The organism is Pseudomonas sp. LB3P25 (assembly GCF_054897985.1).
In genome coordinates, this window is record NZ_CM142711.1 from 1,089,107 (window position 1) to 1,104,135 (window position 15,029).

At 58.2% G+C, this 15,029-nt stretch carries 14 protein-coding genes; 10 read left to right on the top strand and 4 right to left on the bottom strand.

The features are described 5' to 3' along the window. Nucleotides 1–122 precede the first annotated feature (122 nt). Nucleotides 123–1,817, bottom strand: a complete 1,695-nt coding sequence (locus tag ACYZTW_RS04685) for a lactate permease LctP family transporter (protein WP_462003935.1) — start codon at nucleotides 1,815–1,817, stop codon at nucleotides 123–125. 262 nt (nucleotides 1,818–2,079) lie between these two features. Here ACYZTW_RS04685 and ACYZTW_RS04690 point away from each other — a divergent pair, with 262 nt between their 5' ends. After that, entirely contained in the window at nucleotides 2,080–2,847 is a 768-nt protein-coding gene (locus tag ACYZTW_RS04690; protein WP_462003936.1) for a GntR family transcriptional regulator, read from the top strand. Nucleotides 2,848–2,970: 123 nt separating this feature from the next. On the opposite strand, the gene smpB is transcribed toward ACYZTW_RS04690, so the two are convergent. Next, complete coding sequence (gene smpB / locus ACYZTW_RS04695; protein ID WP_007900551.1) at nucleotides 2,971–3,453, bottom strand: SsrA-binding protein SmpB; 483 nt, start codon at nucleotides 3,451–3,453, stop codon at nucleotides 2,971–2,973. A 118-nt stretch (nucleotides 3,454–3,571) separates the two neighbouring features. Here smpB and ACYZTW_RS04700 point away from each other — a divergent pair, with 118 nt between their 5' ends. Genes ACYZTW_RS04700 through ACYZTW_RS04710 form a run of 3 tightly spaced genes read left to right on the top strand, consistent with a single transcriptional unit; the run spans nucleotide 3,572 to nucleotide 5,724 of the window. Continuing rightward, nucleotides 3,572–4,975: a sodium-dependent transporter gene (locus ACYZTW_RS04700; protein WP_462003937.1), complete on the top strand. Its 1,404-nt coding sequence runs from the start codon at nucleotides 3,572–3,574 to the stop codon at nucleotides 4,973–4,975. 7 nt (nucleotides 4,976–4,982) lie between these two features. Further along, on the top strand, nucleotides 4,983–5,417 hold the full coding sequence (locus tag ACYZTW_RS04705) for a type II toxin-antitoxin system RatA family toxin (protein ID WP_462003938.1): 435 nt from the start codon (nucleotides 4,983–4,985) through the stop codon (nucleotides 5,415–5,417). Then, nucleotides 5,410–5,724 carry an RnfH family protein gene (locus tag ACYZTW_RS04710; protein WP_462003939.1) on the top strand — a complete coding sequence of 105 codons (315 nt, stop codon included), beginning with the start codon at nucleotides 5,410–5,412 and terminating at the stop codon, nucleotides 5,722–5,724. The genes ACYZTW_RS04705 and ACYZTW_RS04710 overlap by 8 nt, the downstream gene beginning before the upstream one ends. A 61-nt stretch (nucleotides 5,725–5,785) precedes the next feature. On the opposite strand, the gene ACYZTW_RS04715 is transcribed toward ACYZTW_RS04710, so the two are convergent. Beyond that, entirely contained in the window at nucleotides 5,786–6,313 is a 528-nt protein-coding gene (locus tag ACYZTW_RS04715) for an outer membrane protein assembly factor BamE (RefSeq protein ID WP_462003940.1), read from the bottom strand. Nucleotides 6,314–6,410: 97 nt separating this feature from the next. Between ACYZTW_RS04715 and fur the strand changes: the two genes are divergently transcribed. Beyond that, on the top strand, nucleotides 6,411–6,815 hold the full coding sequence (gene fur, locus ACYZTW_RS04720) for a ferric iron uptake transcriptional regulator (RefSeq protein ID WP_003197684.1): 405 nt from the start codon (nucleotides 6,411–6,413) through the stop codon (nucleotides 6,813–6,815). A 75-nt stretch (nucleotides 6,816–6,890) separates the two neighbouring features. Here the strand turns inward: fur and recN are convergent, their stop codons facing one another. Continuing rightward, nucleotides 6,891–8,564 (bottom strand): DNA repair protein RecN, encoded by a 1,674-nt coding sequence (recN, locus tag ACYZTW_RS04725; RefSeq protein WP_462003941.1) that lies wholly within the window; start codon nucleotides 8,562–8,564, stop codon nucleotides 6,891–6,893. 241 nt (nucleotides 8,565–8,805) lie between these two features. Between recN and grpE the strand changes: the two genes are divergently transcribed. The 5 genes from grpE (at nucleotide 8,806) to carA (ending at nucleotide 15,025) form a co-directional block, all read left to right on the top strand. Then, the gene (gene grpE / locus ACYZTW_RS04730; RefSeq protein ID WP_033058135.1) at nucleotides 8,806–9,372 is read left to right on the top strand and encodes a nucleotide exchange factor GrpE; all 567 of its coding nucleotides are present in this window, start codon (nucleotides 8,806–8,808) and stop codon (nucleotides 9,370–9,372) included. Between the two features lie 102 nt (nucleotides 9,373–9,474). Further along, entirely contained in the window at nucleotides 9,475–11,391 is a 1,917-nt protein-coding gene (gene dnaK, locus ACYZTW_RS04735; protein ID WP_462003942.1) for a molecular chaperone DnaK, read from the top strand. A gap of 297 nt (nucleotides 11,392–11,688) precedes the next feature. Continuing rightward, nucleotides 11,689–12,813 (top strand): molecular chaperone DnaJ, encoded by a 1,125-nt coding sequence (dnaJ, locus tag ACYZTW_RS04740; protein WP_461996934.1) that lies wholly within the window; start codon nucleotides 11,689–11,691, stop codon nucleotides 12,811–12,813. Between the two features lie 9 nt (nucleotides 12,814–12,822). Continuing rightward, complete coding sequence (gene dapB, locus ACYZTW_RS04745; RefSeq protein WP_462003943.1) at nucleotides 12,823–13,629, top strand: 4-hydroxy-tetrahydrodipicolinate reductase; 807 nt, start codon at nucleotides 12,823–12,825, stop codon at nucleotides 13,627–13,629. Between the two features lie 259 nt (nucleotides 13,630–13,888). Further along, nucleotides 13,889–15,025, top strand: coding sequence for a glutamine-hydrolyzing carbamoyl-phosphate synthase small subunit (gene carA / locus ACYZTW_RS04750; RefSeq protein ID WP_462003945.1), 1,137 nt, complete (start codon nucleotides 13,889–13,891; stop codon nucleotides 15,023–15,025). Nucleotides 15,026–15,029 lie beyond the last annotated feature (4 nt).

Genomic DNA, 15,029 nt, shown 5'->3' on the forward strand with positions numbered 1-15,029 from the left:
CCGTCTGTTGAGGCTGCTGAATATAGAGAGGCAAACTTTCAGCAGCCTTACAGACCGGGTTGTGAATAGCTGACGCCGGAATCGTGGTCCGGCATCGGTTTTTGCTTTTTATCGTGTAGTACTTAGTGCACCAGCATGCCGGTGAACCAGTAGGCCTGAGCCAGGGTGATCAAGCCGACGATCGTTGCAAAGAACAGGCTGTGCTTGAGGGTGAAGCGGAACAGATCCGATTCCTTACCCACCAGCCCGGTCGCGGCGCAGGCGACGGCGATCGATTGTGGCGAGATCATCTTGCCGGTCACGCCGCCGCTGGTGTTCGCCGCAACCAGCAACACATCGTTCACACCGATCTGGTGCGCAGTGGTCGCTTGCAGCGAACTGAACAGTGCGTTGGACGAGGTATCAGAACCGGTCAGGAATACGCCCAGCCAGCCGAGAAACGGCGAGAAGAACGGAAATGCTGCACCGGTGCCTGCCAGAACCAGAGCCATGGTCGATGACATGCCCGAGTAGTTAGTGACGAAGGCAAAGGCGAGCACCATACCGATGGACAGAATCGGCCAGCGCAGCTCGTAGAAGGTCTCTTTAAAAGTGGTCAGACCAATTTTTACATTGATCTTCAGGACCAGCATCGAGATCAGCGCGGAGAAGAAAATCGCCGTGCCGGTCGCGGAAATCGGGTCGAGTTTGAACACCGCCGGGATGGCGGTCGGGGCGGCCACGATCGGTGCGACCTTGATCACCATTTGGTCCAGGTGCGGGATCGCGAAGTTGAACACCCAGCTGTACATCGAGCCGCCAGCGGCAAACATCGCCTTGAACGGTTTCAGGGTCCAGATAGTGACCAACACGGTGAGGATCAGGAACGGTGACCAGGCTTTGAGAATTGCCAGCAGGCTGTAGGGCGAAGCCACGGTTGTGCGTTTTTGGCCGAAACCACCGACGCTGGCGCTCACCACGGAAGCCGAGACGGCACCGACGATGTGTTGGCCTGCGGCGCGCTTTGGCTGCCAGACTTTCAGGAACAGCGTCAGGGAAATCAGGCTGACCAGGGCCGAGGTGATGTCCGGCAATTCCGGGCCGATGAAGTTCGAAGTGAAGTACTGGGTGATGGCAAAGCTCAAACCTGCCACCAGTGCCGCCGGCCAGGTTTCCCGAACACCGCGCAGGCCATCCATCATGAACACCAGCCAGAACGGCACGAACAGCGACAGCAGCGGCAGTTGGCGACCGGTCATGGCGCCGATCTTGAACGCGTCGATACCGGTCACTTGCCCGGCGACGATGATCGGAATGCCCAGGGCGCCGAACGCAACCGGCGCGGTGTTGGCGATCAGGCACAGGCCCGCGGCGTACAGCGGGTTAAAGCCCAGCCCTACCAGCAGGGCGGCAGTAATCGCTACCGGCGCACCGAAACCGGCTGCACCTTCCAGGAAGGCACCGAAGCAGAAACCGATCAGCAACACTTGCAGGCGTTGGTCGTCGGTGATCGACAGCACCGAGCTGCGGATCACTTCGAACTGACCACTCTTGACCGTCAGTTTGTAGAGGAACACCGCCGCCACGATGATCCAGGCAATCGGCCACAGACCATAGGCGAAGCCATAGCCGGCGGCCGCGAAGGCCATGTCGACCGGCATCTGGAAGGCGAAGATCGCCACGGCAATGGACAAGGCCAGCGTGATGCTGCCGGCCACGTGTCCTTTGAGTCGGAACACGGCTAATGCCAGGAAGAAAAACACGATGGGGATAACGGCCGCGAGCGCGGACACGCCGAGACTGCCGAGCGGGGAATAGAGCTGTTGCCAGGTTTGCATATGGGGTGGCCCCTAATTGTTGTTGGTCAGGCACTGGTCAGCGTTCTTGGATAATTGGTAATACCAATTTACAATCGCTGTTGGCTAGAGTAAAAGCCTTGTAAGCGGCGTGTCAATTTGCCGTCCTGAAACTTTTGTCGAATAGGCGGTGCAGAGGTCCTCTGGTCCGCTCGACGACATGTCGTCTGGCAGGTGCTGATACAGCGCTGATAGGCCAGAATAGAGAGCCCGGCGAGCCGTCGGGATCGTGGAGAAATGAGTTATGGGGTTTGATCAGATTCGTCAGCGCCGTTTGTCTGACGACATTGTCGAGCAGCTCGAGGGGATGATTCTCGAGGGCACGCTGAAGGCGGGTGAGCGCTTGCCGGCCGAACGCGCGTTGGCCGAGCAGTTCGGCGTGTCACGCCCTTCGTTGCGCGAAGCGATTCAGAAACTGGCGGCCAAGGGCTTGCTGGTCAGTCGCCAGGGTGGCGGTAATTATGTGGTGGAGTCGCTGGGGTCAACCTTCAGCGATCCGCTGCTGCATCTGCTGGAAAGCAACCCTGAAGCGCAGCGCGATCTGCTGGAATTTCGTCACACCCTGGAAGCCTCCTGCGCCTATTACGCCGCCATGCGTGCTACGGACGTTGACCGCGAGCGGCTGACCGCGGCCTTCAACGAATTGCAGGACTGCTATACGCGTCATGACGAAGTGAGCCGTGCGGAAGAGGGCGCAGCGGATGCGAATTTCCATCTGGCAATTGCTGAGGCCAGTCACAACGCGGTGTTGCTGCACACCATTCGCGGGTTGTTCGACCTGCTCAAACGCAACGTGGTGACCAATATCGGCGGGATGTATAAACAGCGTACCGAGACCCGCGACATGCTGATCACCCAGCATCGTGAGTTGTACCTGGCGATTATCGAAGGAAGGGCAGAGCAGGCGCGAGAAGTCTCCAGTCGACACATTTTGTATGTGCAGGAAGTGCTGGAAGAAGTGCGTCAGGAAGTGCAGCGCATGGCCCGGGCGGAGCGGCGCAAGGGGATGTAGGGATGACTGTGGCGAGGGAGCTTGCTCCCGCTCGACTGCGCAGCAGTCGCCGGCAGTCTTCAAGCGAGGGCTGCTTCGCACCCCAGCGGGAGCGAGCTCCCTCGCCACAATCAGGCCGAAAGATTAATCTTCCTTGCCCTTGTTGCGCACCGCGCGCTGCAACTCGCGACCGGCGTCGCGTTCGCGTTCGGTATCGCGTTTGTCGTATTCCTTCTTGCCCTTGCCCAGAGCGATCTCGCACTTGACCATGTGCTTGCTCCAGTACCAGGACAGGCACACGCAGGCGTAACCTTTTTGCTGCACGGCAGCGGCCAGCTTTTCCAGCTCGCGCCGGTTGAGCAGCAATTTTCGGGTGCGGGTCGGATCAGCGATGACGTGGGTGCTGGCGGTCATCAGCGGCGTAATGTGGCTGCCGAGCAGCCAGGCTTCGCCATCCTTGAGCAGCACGTAACTGTCGACCAGTTGTAGCTTGCTTGCCCGCAGACTTTTTACTTCCCAGCCGGCCAGGACCAGACCAGCCTCGAACTTATGCTCGATGAAGTAATCGTGTCGCGCCTTTTTGTTTTGCGCGATGGTCCCTGTTGGGTGTTTCTTCTGTTTAGCCATAGGGGCGGCATTATAGGGAGTTGCACGCGAGTCGGCTACGGTATCGCTACGTGCTTGAGCAGGTTGATTGAATCCCGGACAATGCGGCCTCTTTTTTGAACGCTTGGGCGTGATAACGATGTCGACAGACAAGGTTTCTGTCCACGGCAGTTGGGCTAGTCGCTGGGTCTTCATACTCGCCGCGACCGGTTCGGCCGTGGGCCTGGGTAGTATCTGGAAATTCCCGTACATGGTTGGCGTCTACGGCGGCGGCGCCTTTGTGCTGATGTTCCTGGCTTGTATCGCGCTGATCGGTGTGCCGGTCATGCTGGCAGAAACCCTGATCGGCCGCCGCGCGCGGCAGAGTCCGGCCAACGCCTTGAGGGTCTTGGCGCTGGAAGCCGGGCATTCGGCGAAATGGTCCTGGGGCGCATTTGCCGGGATGATCACGGCGTTGTTGATCCTGTCTTTCTACAGTGTCGTGGGCGGCTGGTCGCTGGATTACATCATCGACATGGGCCGCGGTGACTTCCAGGGTGTGACGGCTGATCAGGTCGGCGCGTACTTTGGCAACGTTATCTCTGACCCGTGGCGCCTGACACTTTGGCACACGATTTTCATGCTGCTGTCGGCCGTGGTCATCGCCAAGGGCGTGGTCGCCGGCCTGGAGCGCAGCCTGCGGATCATGATGCCGCTGCTGTTCGTGATGGTGATTGTTCTGCTGGGCTACAGCATGACCACCGGCCATTTCATGGAAGGCGTGCATTTTATGTTCGACTTCCACCCGGAAAAGGTACTCGACGGCTTGCTGCCCGCCATGGGACACGCGTTTTTTTCCCTGAGCGTGGGTGTCGGTTCGATCATGATCTACGGCGCCTACATGCCGAAGAACTCATCGATTTCCGGCACCATCGTCGGCGTGGCATTGCTCGATACCTTCGTTTCCCTGGTCGCTGGTCTGGCATTGTTTCCGATTGTGTTTGCCGCGGGCCTGAACCCGAGCGAAGGCCCCGGCCTGATGTTTGTCAGCTTGCCCTTTGCCTTTGGTAACGTAGCGTTCGGCCAGTTGATGGGCGTAGTGTTCTTCGTGCTGGTGGCGATTGCAGCCTGGAGTTCGGCAATTTCTCTGCTCGAACCGATGGTGGCTTACCTGGTTGAACGCACGAAAGTCAGCCGCGCGTGGGTCACCTTCTGGCTGGCATTCACCTGCTGGTTCGTCGGTCTGGGCACGGTGTTCTCCTTCAATATCTGGAAGGAAGCCAAATTTTTCGTGAACGAAGGCGGTTTGTTCCACCTCTATCAATGGGGTGCGGCGAGCGGTCTGGATTTCTTTGGTGTGATTGATTTCTTCACCTCGCGGATCATGTTGCCACTCGGTGGTTTGTGTTTCGTGGTTTTTGCAGGCTGGGTGATGGGCCGTGAAGCGGTACGCGACGAGTTGTCGATCCGCAGTCCGGTATTGTTCGCCCTGTCCCTGTTCTTGATGCGCTATGTGGCGCCCATCGGCATTCTCGTAGTGTTTGCCGCCCAGCTGTGGAAGTGACGCTGACATGACGACACACATTCAACGTTCGGCTCTGCTGCCATACCCGGCACAAGCGCTGTATGACCTGGTCAACGACGTGGCGCGTTATCCGGAATTCCTGCCGTGGTGCTCGTCGGCCGAAGTGCTGGAAAGCTCTCCTGAGCATATGCGCGCCAGCGTAGGTGTGGCCAAGGGGGGGCTCAGTCAGCATTTCGTGACTCGAAATACCTTGGTGCCCGGACATTCGATTGAGATGAACCTTGAGGAAGGTCCGTTCAACCAGTTGCATGGCGTGTGGGTGTTCAAGCCGTTGGGGGAGAAGGCCTGCAAGATCAGTCTGGACCTGTCGTTCGATTACGCCGGGCCGATTGTTCGCGCTACCTTGGGGCCGTTGTTCAATCAGGCGGCCAATACGCTGATGGATGCTTTCTGCCAGCGCGCCAAACAGATGCATGGTTAAGGCTGTGATCAACGTTGAAGTGGTCTATGCCGCCATTGATCGTCAGGTGCTTGTGGCGGTGTCGGTGCCGGCAGGAACAACTGTACGGGCGGCCTTGCTGAAGTCAGGCATCGGCGAGGCGTTTGCGGAGCTGGATCTGGCCGGTTGCCCGGTGGGGATCTTCGGCAAAGTGATCGCTGATCCGGACAATCATCTTGTCCAGGCTGGAGATCGCATCGAGATATACCGGCCATTGCTGGCTGATCCGAAAGAGGTTCGCCGGTTGCGCGCCGCCAAGGCTGCTGAGGCCAAAGCCCGGAATCAGTGATTCGCTCAAATGCTGGACAATAAAAAACCCGGACATGCCGGGTTTTTTATTGCGTCGCAAATTATTGCGGCGAGGTTTCCAGAGGTTCTGGAGTCGGGACCGGAACGGTTTCTACACCGTCGACGTCCTTCTGGATCTGATCCAGCAACGAACCTGGCTTGACCGGTTTCTCCGGTTTTGGCTTCTCGGCGTTTTCTGCTGGCGCAGCAACTGTAGTGCCGTTGTCCTTGCCGAGAATGGCTTCGTCGCGGCTCACGCCTGGCATGAAATCACCAGAGAGGCTGACAAGCTGGTCATTTGGGTTGAAGATAACGCTAATGCGTTCCTGTTGGCGTTCACCGCCACCGGGTTGCAGGCTGTACAAGTAATCCCAGCGATCGGCATGGAACGTGTCGGTCAACAGGGGGTTGCCCATGATAAACCGTACTTGCTTGCGGGTCATTCCCGGGCGTAACTGGTCTATCATGTCCTGCGTGACGACATTGCCCTGCTGGATGTCGATTTTGTAAACCCCGGGGAATGAACAACCGGCGAGTGCGAGCAGTCCCACAAAGGTGAAACTGGTTAGCAAGAGCTTGGTGTTTTGCATCGGTGGGCGACTTCCACTATCTTGGCTGGGACAACGTAAACGCCGATCATACCCGCATTAAGAGAAGCTGCGAAGCAGCATCGCGAGAAAGCTGACCATGGTTGAAAATAGCGAACTACGCAAAGCCGGCCTCAAAGTGACCCTTCCACGGGTCAAGATTCTGCAAATGCTCGATTCCGCCGAGCAACGCCACATGAGTGCCGAGGATGTCTACAAGGCGCTGATGGAGGCTGGTGAGGACGTCGGTCTGGCCACGGTTTACCGTGTTCTGACTCAGTTCGAGGCAGCTGGCCTTGTGGTGCGGCACAACTTCGACGGAGGCCATGCGGTCTTCGAACTGGACGACGGCAAGCATCACGACCATATGGTCAACGTCGAGACCAGTGAGGTGATCGAATTCTTCGACGAAGAAATCGAGCGTCTACAGAAGGCAATCGTCGACAAGTATGGCTTCGAGATGGTTGATCACAACCTTGTACTGTACGTGCGCAAGAAAAAGTAAGCATGTCGCGCGAACCTAAGGTTCGCGAAACGAGCGAAGGCGACCCCAGGGTCGCCTTCGTGCTTTCTGCCAGTCTTAAATTTTCGCAGTGACGACCATTTTCCTGGCGTGAGCCAGGGATTCCTTGGTGAGGTCGATACCGCCCAGCATCCGCGCCACTTCTTCGACACGATCATTCTTGCTCAGCTTGGAGACGGCCGTGTGAGTGGCATCCTCGCCGCGCACTTTGTGTACGAATAGATGTTGATGACCCTGCGCTGCTACTTGCGGCAAGTGAGTTACCGTCAATACCTGTCCGCGCTCCCCAAGTCGACGCAGCAACTGACCTACAATCTCGGCGGTCGGGCCGCCGATGCCCACGTCCACTTCGTCGAACACCAGCGTCGGTACGCGGGAGGTCTGCGCGGTGATCACCTGAATCGCCAGGCTGATCCGTGACAGCTCGCCGCCGGAGGCTACTTTGGCCAGGGCTTTTAATGGCTGGCCGGGGTTAGCACTCACCAGCAGCTCTACCTGCTCAAGGCCGTTGGGCAGCAGTTCATCACTACTGTTGGGGCGCAGCTCGATGGTGAAGCGCCCACCGGGCATGCCCAGTCGCTGGATTTCCTGCTCCACGGCGCTAGCCAGGCTGCTCGACGCCTGATGGCGCAAGTCGCTCAGCTCACGAGCCTTCTCCTGATAATGGCGGGCATAGGACGCCAGTTCATCGCTCAGTCGCTCGATGGATTCGTCGTTGGCGTTCAGGGTTTCAATTTCATCCAGCAAGCGCTGCTGCATCTCGGCCACTTCGGTCGGCTGGATGCGGTGTTTGCGCGCCATGGTATAGATCGCGTCAAGGCGTTCCTCCAGGTACTGAAGGCGCGCTGGATCGGCATCGAAGTTATCAAGGAAGCGGTTCAGTTCTCCCACGGCTTCTTCGACCTGTATCTGCGCGCTGGTCAGCAGGCTGCTGGCTTCACCCAGGGCCCCAATCGAGTTGTTGACGCTCGAAAGGCGGTTGAGGCTGGCGGTGAGGGCGTTCAGCACATTCCCGGAATCACTTTCGCTGCATTGCTCGACCACCTGCCGGCAAATGCCCAGCAGGGTTTCGGCGTTGGTCAGGTTCTTGTGTTCCTGCTCCAGCTGCTCTAGCTCGTTTTCGCCGAGGCCGAGGTTTTCCAGCTCTTCGAGTTGATAGCTGAGCAATTGATGGCGGGCGCGCTGCTCGTCGCCGGAGTTGGAAAGGCGTTCCAGCTCCTGGCGGGTCTGGCGCCAGCGCTGGGCGGCCAGATGTACCTGACGGGCAAGGTCCGTTGCGCCGGCGTACTCGTCGAGCAGACGGCGGTGCGTGTCGGTCTTGAGCAGGGATTGGTGTTCATGCTGACTGTGGATATCGATCAGCAGCTCGCCCAGGGCTTTGAGGTCGCCGAGGGGGCAAGGCGTGCCGTTGATATAGCCACGCGAGCGTCCTTCGGCGGTGATCACCCGGCGCAGGATGCACGGGCCGTCACTCTCCAGGTCGCGCTCGGTCAGCCAGGCGCTGGCTTCCGGAATATCGACCAGATCGAAGGTTGCCAGGATATCGGCCTTGTCTGCGCCGGGACGCACCACGCCGCTGTCGGCGCGATCGCCCAGGGTCAGGCCGAGGGCGTCGAGCATGATCGACTTGCCGGCGCCGGTCTCCCCTGTGATCACGCTCATCCCGCGATCGAGTTCAAGATCGAGATGTTCAACGATGGCGTAGTTATGTACGGACAGGTGCACCAGCATAAAGGCCGCTCCCAGGCTTTAGGTCTGGTTATTTATACAGTGTTTTGTTTCTGGCTGACAATGCCCTCCCTTAGCTCGATTTGCTTGATCCGACGAAATCCTTAGTGCGCCCGGGAATGACAATGCAGCTGTTTTTTGTAGGGTTAATCAATAAGCGCCCCTTGAAGCTGAATTTTGCGGCCCCATATAGCTGGGCAGAAGCGCGAGTTGAGCTCGCGGACGATATTGAAAGGAGAAATCTATGGCTGACGAACAGACAGTGGATACGCAAAATCTAGACGCCGATCAGGCTGCCCAGGATTCGGGTGATGAACTGGCGGCTCGTGTTCAAGTGCTCGAAGAGCAATTGGCTGGCGCTCATGATCAGGCTTTGCGTGTAGCGGCTGATCTGCAGAACGTCCGCCGTCGCGCCGAGCAGGATGTAGAAAAGGCTCACAAGTTTGCACTGGAGAAATTCGCCGGTGACTTGTTGCCGATCATCGACAGCCTGGAGCGCGGTCTGGAGTTGTCCAGCCCGGATGACGAAAGCATCCGTCCAATGCGCGAAGGCATCGAGCTGACCCTGAAAATGTTCCAGGACACCCTGAAGCGTTATCAGCTGGAAGCGATCGATCCGCATGGCGAACCGTTCAACGCCGTTCAGCATCAGGCAATGGCCATGCAGGAAAGCGCCGACGTCGAGCCGAACAGCGTGCTCAAGGTGTTCCAGAAGGGCTATCAGCTCAACGGTCGCCTGCTGCGCCCGGCCATGGTCGTGGTCAGCAAGGCCCCGGCACCGGTTTCGCCTTCGATTGACGAGCAGGCTTGAAATTAGCCGCAAGGCCCCCATTTAGAAGTCAAGCGTTTAAGTGCTACCGCAGTTAGCCACCACTGCTGCGGCAACCAAATCCAAAGTTTCGGGAGAGTGAACATGGGCAAAATTATCGGTATCGACCTGGGGACTACCAACTCCTGCGTCTCCGTGCTTGAAAACGGCAAGGCCAAAGTTATTGAAAACGCTGAAGGCGCGCGTACCACGCCGTCGATCATCGCTTATGCCAACGATGGCGAAATTCTCGTAGGCCAGTCGGCCAAGCGTCAGGCTGTGACCAATCCGCACAACACCCTGTATGCGGTGAAGCGTCTGATCGGTCGTAAGTTCGAAGAAGAAGTCGTACAGAAAGACATCAAGATGGTCCCGTACAAAATCGCCAAGGCTGACAACGGTGATGCGTGGGTTGAAGTGAACGGCCAGAAAATGTCGCCGCCACAAATCTCGGCTGAAATTCTGAAGAAAATGAAGAAGACCGCCGAAGACTACCTCGGCGAGCCAGTGACCGAAGCGGTGATCACCGTTCCGGCCTACTTCAACGACAGCCAGCGTCAAGCCACCAAAGACGCCGGTCGCATCGCGGGCCTGGACGTAAAACGTATCATCAACGAACCAACCGCAGCCGCTCTGGCCTACGGTATGGACAAGGCCAAGGGCGACCACACCGTGATCGTTTACGACTTGGGTGGCGGTACTTTCGACGTTTCCGTGATCGAAATCGCTGAAGTCGATGGTGAGCACCAGTTCGAAGTGTTGGCCACCAACGGCGACACGTTCCTGGGCGGTGAAGACTTTGACATTCGTCTGATCGACTACCTCGTTGACGAATTCAAGAAAGAAAGCGGCATGAACCTCAAGGGTGACCCGCTGGCCATGCAGCGCCTGAAAGAAGCCGCTGAAAAAGCCAAGATCGAACTGTCCTCGAGCATGTCGACCGACGTGAACCTGCCGTACATCACTGCAGACGCCACCGGTCCTAAGCACTTGAACGTGAAAATCTCCCGCGCCAAGCTCGAAGCGCTGGTAGAAGACCTGGTTCAACGCACCATCGAACCTTGCCGCATCGCTCTGAAAGACTCCGGCATCGACATTGGCGCCATCAATGACGTGATCCTGGTCGGCGGCCAGACCCGTATGCCACTGGTTCAGAAGCTGGTGACCGAATTCTTCGGTAAAGAAGCACGTAAAGACGTGAACCCGGACGAAGCCGTTGCCATGGGTGCTGCTATCCAGGGCGCAGTATTGGCCGGTGATGTGAAAGACGTTCTGCTGCTCGACGTCAGCCCGCTGACCCTGGGTATCGAAACCATGGGTGGCGTGATGACTGCGCTGATCGAGAAAAACACCACGATTCCTACCAAGAAATCGCAAGTGTTCTCGACTGCTGACGACAACCAGGGCGCTGTGACCATTCACGTGCTGCAAGGTGAGCGTAAGCAAGCTGCTCAGAACAAGTCTTTGGGCAAGTTCGACCTGGCCGAGATTCCACCAGCACCACGTGGCGTACCACAAATTGAAGTGACCTTCGACATCGACGCCAACGGCATTCTGCACGTAGGCGCCAAAGACAAGGCTACCGGCAAGACTCAGTCGATCGTGATCAAGGCTAACTCGGGTCTGTCCGAGGAAGAGATTCAGCAGATGATTCGCGATGCTGAAGCCAACGTCGACGCAGATCGCCAGTTCGAAGAGCTGGCAACCGCTCGCAACCAGGGCGATGCGCTGGTTCACTCGACGCGCAAAATGGTCGCTGACGCTGGCGACAAAGTGAGCGCTGAAGAGAAGACTGCAATTGAAGCTGCTGTTGTTGCTCTGGAAGCCGCTATTAAAGGCGACGACAAAGCTGCAATCGAAGCCAAGGTTGAAGAGCTGTCGAAAGTCTCCGCTCCCGTGGCGCAGAAGATGTACGCCGAACAGGCTCAGCCTGCTGAAGGCGCGGCGCCGCACGACGAAAAAGCTGAAAAAGCAGACGACGTTGTCGATGCCGAGTTCGAAGAAGTCAAAGACCACAAGTAAGTTGTTGGTCGCCCGGTTGACTGCCTTCAGGCGGTGACTGGTAGGATGTCGCCGCGCGGGAGCTTGCTCCCGCGTTGGCGTGTCTGGAGTTAGCGAATTTTTACAGCATGCGACAAGGCTCGTGTGTTGGCGGTATGGCCGGAAATGCTCCTGCTTTTCGAGCCGAAAGTACCGCATTGAATCAAAGACCAGGATCGTTGAATTGACGTGAGTTGGGTCCGGGCCTGTATTGGGGCTCAACGAGTTTGGCGAGGCTCAGGAGAGGTTTGCTGAACGTCCTTAAGAGTGCAAAGACTTATGGCAAAGCGTGACTATTACGAAGTATTGGGTGTTGAGCGTGGCTCAAGCGAAGCAGACCTGAAAAAGGCCTACCGTCGCCTGGCGATGAAGCACCACCCGGACCGTAATCCCGATGACAAAGCGTCGGAAGATATGTTCAAAGAGGCCAACGAGGCCTACGAAGTACTGTCCGATTCCAGCAAACGCGCGGCGTACGACCAGTACGGTCATGCCGGTGTCGACCCGAGCATGGGCGGCGGCGGTGCGGGGTTTGGCGGTCAGAACTTCTCCGATATCTTTGGTGATGTCTTCAGTGACTTCTTCGGCGGCGGTCGCGGCGGTTCCCGTGGCGGCGCTCAGCGCGGCAGCGACTTGCGTTACACCCTGGAACTGAATCTGGAAGAAGCGGTGCGCGGTACGACCGTGAATATCCGCGTTCCGACATTGGTCAACTGCAAGCCGTGCGACGGTTCGGGTGCCAAGAAAGGCTCCTCGCCGGTTACCTGTCCGACGTGCGGCGGTATCGGCCAGGTGCGCATGCAGCAAGGCTTCTTCTCGGTGCAGCAAACCTGCCCGCGCTGCCATGGCCAAGGCAAGATCATTTCTGATCCGTGCAACTCCTGCGACGGCCAAGGCCGTGTCGAAGAGTACAAAACCCTCTCGGTGAAAGTGCCGGCCGGTGTCGATACCGGTGACCGCATTCGTCTGTCCGGCGAAGGCGAGGCGGGTGCTCAGGGTGGCCCGACTGGCGACCTGTACGTGGTGATCAATGTGCGTGAGCACGCGATCTTCCAGCGCGATGGCAAGCACCTGTTCTGCGAAGTGCCGATCAGTTTTGTCGATGCTGCGCTGGGTGGCGAGCTGGAGATTCCGACCCTCGATGGTCGAGTCAAACTGAAAATCCCTGAAGGGACTCAGACCGGCAAGCAGTTCCGTGTTCGCGGCAAGGGCGTTGCGCCAGTGCGCGGCGGCGGTGCCGGTGACTTGATGTGCCGTGTGGCGGTTGAAACCCCGGTCAATCTGGGTCGTCGTCAGCGCGAATTGCTGGAAGAGTTCCGCAGCTCCTTGGCGGATGACAACAGCCATTCGCCGAAAACCACCGGTTGGTTCGAAGGCGTGAAGCGCTTCTTTGGCGATTTGTAAGGAGTCCGCATGCGACGTATAGCTGTGATGGGCGCTGCCGGGCGCATGGGCAAGATCCTGGTCGAAGCAGTGCAGCAGCGGGCGCCGCTGACCGGGTTGACGGCAGCCATCGTACGCCCCGGCAGCACGCTGATTGGCGTGGATGCCGGTGAGCTGGCCTCGCTGGGGCGTATCGGTGTGCCGCTGTCCGGCAATCTGGACGCGGTGGCTGATGAGTTCGACGTGTTGATCGACTTTACGCTCCCGGAAGTCATGCTGAAAAACCTGGCGTTCTGCCGTAAGGCGGGCAAGGCCATGGTGATCGGCACGACGGGGCTGGACGCCGCGCAGAAGCAGTTGCTGGCTGAGGCCGGCAAGGATATTCCGATTGTGTTCGCGGCCAATTTCAGTGTCGGTGTAAACCTGTCGCTGAAGCTGCTCGACATGGCTGCTCGTGTGCTGGGTGATGAGGCGGATATCGAAATCATCGAGGCTCATCATCGGCACAAGATCGATGCGCCTTCAGGTACGGCTCTGCGCATGGGTGAAGTCATCGCAAGCGCCCTGGATCGTGATCTGCAGAAGGTGGCGGTCTATGGTCGGGAAGGCCATACCGGCGCTCGCGAGCGTGAAACGATCGGCTTTGCCACTGTTCGCGGCGGTGATGTGGTTGGCGATCATACGGTGCTGTTCGCCTGTGAGGGTGAGCGACTGGAGATCACTCACAAGGCGTCCAGTCGCATGACCTTCGCGAAGGGCGCGGTGCGTGCTGCGTTGTGGCTGGATAGCCGTGAGCCGGGTCTTTACGACATGCAAGACGTGCTCGACTTGCGTTAAGATGCCTCCGAAATCGGGTTCCAACACAGTGTTTGGGCCCGGTTTTATTACGCCAAGCGACGTCCTGTCGCATTCCCCGGCCTTTAAGGCTCATTGGCGGTAGACCAAAAATGCCTTTTTCTGTAAGCTACAGCTTTAGTGTGTCCACTAAAAGCGCGCAGAATTATTCGGTGAAGAAGCGGGGTGACGTGTCCATACGTCACTCCGCTTTTTTACAACCTGCGATCGCCCTTTCAGGCTTTATTTACGGGAGGTCTTCTTGACTAAGCCAGCCATACTCGCCCTTGCTGATGGCAGCATTTTTCGCGGCGAAGCCATTGGAGCCGACGGTCAAACCGTTGGTGAGGTGGTGTTCAACACCGCAATGACCGGCTATCAGGAAATCCTTACCGATCCTTCCTACGCCCAACAGATTGTTACCCTGACTTACCCGCACATCGGCAACACCGGCACCACGCCGGAAGACGCCGAGTCCGACCGCGTCTGGTCTGCGGGTCTGGTTATCCGCGACCTGCCACTGGTTGCGAGCAACTGGCGTAACACGATGTCTCTGTCCGACTACCTGAAAGCCAACAATGTTGTGGCAATCGCCGGTATCGACACTCGCCGCCTGACACGCATCCTGCGTGAAAAAGGCGCGCAGAACGGCTGCATCATGGCCGGTGACAACATTTCCGAAGAAGCTGCCATCGCCGCCGCCCAGGGTTTCCCTGGCCTCAAAGGCATGGACCTGGCGAAAGTCGTCAGCACCAAAGAGAAATACGAGTGGCGCTCGACTGTCTGGGATTTGAAAACCGACAGCCACGCGACCCTCTCAGCCTCTGAGCTGCCGTACCACGTGGTTGCCTACGACTACGGCGTCAAGCTGAACATCCTGCGCATGCTGGTCGAGCGCGGTTGCCGCGTGACCGTGGTGCCGGCACAGACACCCGCTGCTGAAGCGCTGGCATTGAAGCCGGACGGCGTGTTCCTGTCCAACGGCCCTGGTGACCCGGAGCCTTGCGACTACGCGATCCAGGCGATCAAAGATGTGCTGGAAACCGAAATTCCGGTCTTCGGCATCTGCCTTGGTCACCAGCTGCTGGCTCTGGCTTCCGGTGCCAAGACCCTGAAAATGGGTCACGGCCACCATGGTGCCAACCACCCGGTCCAGGATCTGGATACCGGTGTGGTGATGATCACCAGCCAGAACCACGGTTTTGCGGTAGACGAAACGACCCTGCCAGCCAACGTCCGGGCGATCCACAAATCGCTGTTCGACGGCACCCTGCAAGGTATCGAGCGTACCGACAAGAGCGCCTTCAGCTTCCAGGGTCACCCTGAAGCCAGCCCTGGCCCGAACGACGTAGCACCACTGTTTGATCGCTTCATCAACGAAATGGCCAAGCGACGCTAATCGC

Bases quoted from the DNA above. Each gene is read 5' to 3' on its own strand.
- recN (WP_462003941.1), bottom strand. From the start codon at position 8,564: ATGCTGGTGCACCTGTCCGTACATAACTACGCCATCGTTGAACATCTC.
- ACYZTW_RS04690 (WP_462003936.1), top strand. From the start codon at position 2,080: ATGGGGTTTGATCAGATTCGTCAGCGCCGTTTGTCTGACGACATTGTC.
- ACYZTW_RS04685 (WP_462003935.1), bottom strand. From the start codon at position 1,817: ATGCAAACCTGGCAACAGCTCTATTCCCCGCTCGGCAGTCTCGGCGTG.
- dapB (WP_462003943.1), top strand. From the start codon at position 12,823: ATGCGACGTATAGCTGTGATGGGCGCTGCCGGGCGCATGGGCAAGATC.
- smpB (WP_007900551.1), bottom strand. From the start codon at position 3,453: ATGGCTAAACAGAAGAAACACCCAACAGGGACCATCGCGCAAAACAAA.
- ACYZTW_RS04715 (WP_462003940.1), bottom strand. From the start codon at position 6,313: ATGCAAAACACCAAGCTCTTGCTAACCAGTTTCACCTTTGTGGGACTG.
- ACYZTW_RS04710 (WP_462003939.1), top strand. From the start codon at position 5,410: ATGGTTAAGGCTGTGATCAACGTTGAAGTGGTCTATGCCGCCATTGAT.
- grpE (WP_033058135.1), top strand. From the start codon at position 8,806: ATGGCTGACGAACAGACAGTGGATACGCAAAATCTAGACGCCGATCAG.
- ACYZTW_RS04705 (WP_462003938.1), top strand. From the start codon at position 4,983: ATGACGACACACATTCAACGTTCGGCTCTGCTGCCATACCCGGCACAA.
- dnaK (WP_462003942.1), top strand. From the start codon at position 9,475: ATGGGCAAAATTATCGGTATCGACCTGGGGACTACCAACTCCTGCGTC.
- fur (WP_003197684.1), top strand. From the start codon at position 6,411: ATGGTTGAAAATAGCGAACTACGCAAAGCCGGCCTCAAAGTGACCCTT.
- dnaJ (WP_461996934.1), top strand. From the start codon at position 11,689: ATGGCAAAGCGTGACTATTACGAAGTATTGGGTGTTGAGCGTGGCTCA.
- ACYZTW_RS04700 (WP_462003937.1), top strand. From the start codon at position 3,572: ATGTCGACAGACAAGGTTTCTGTCCACGGCAGTTGGGCTAGTCGCTGG.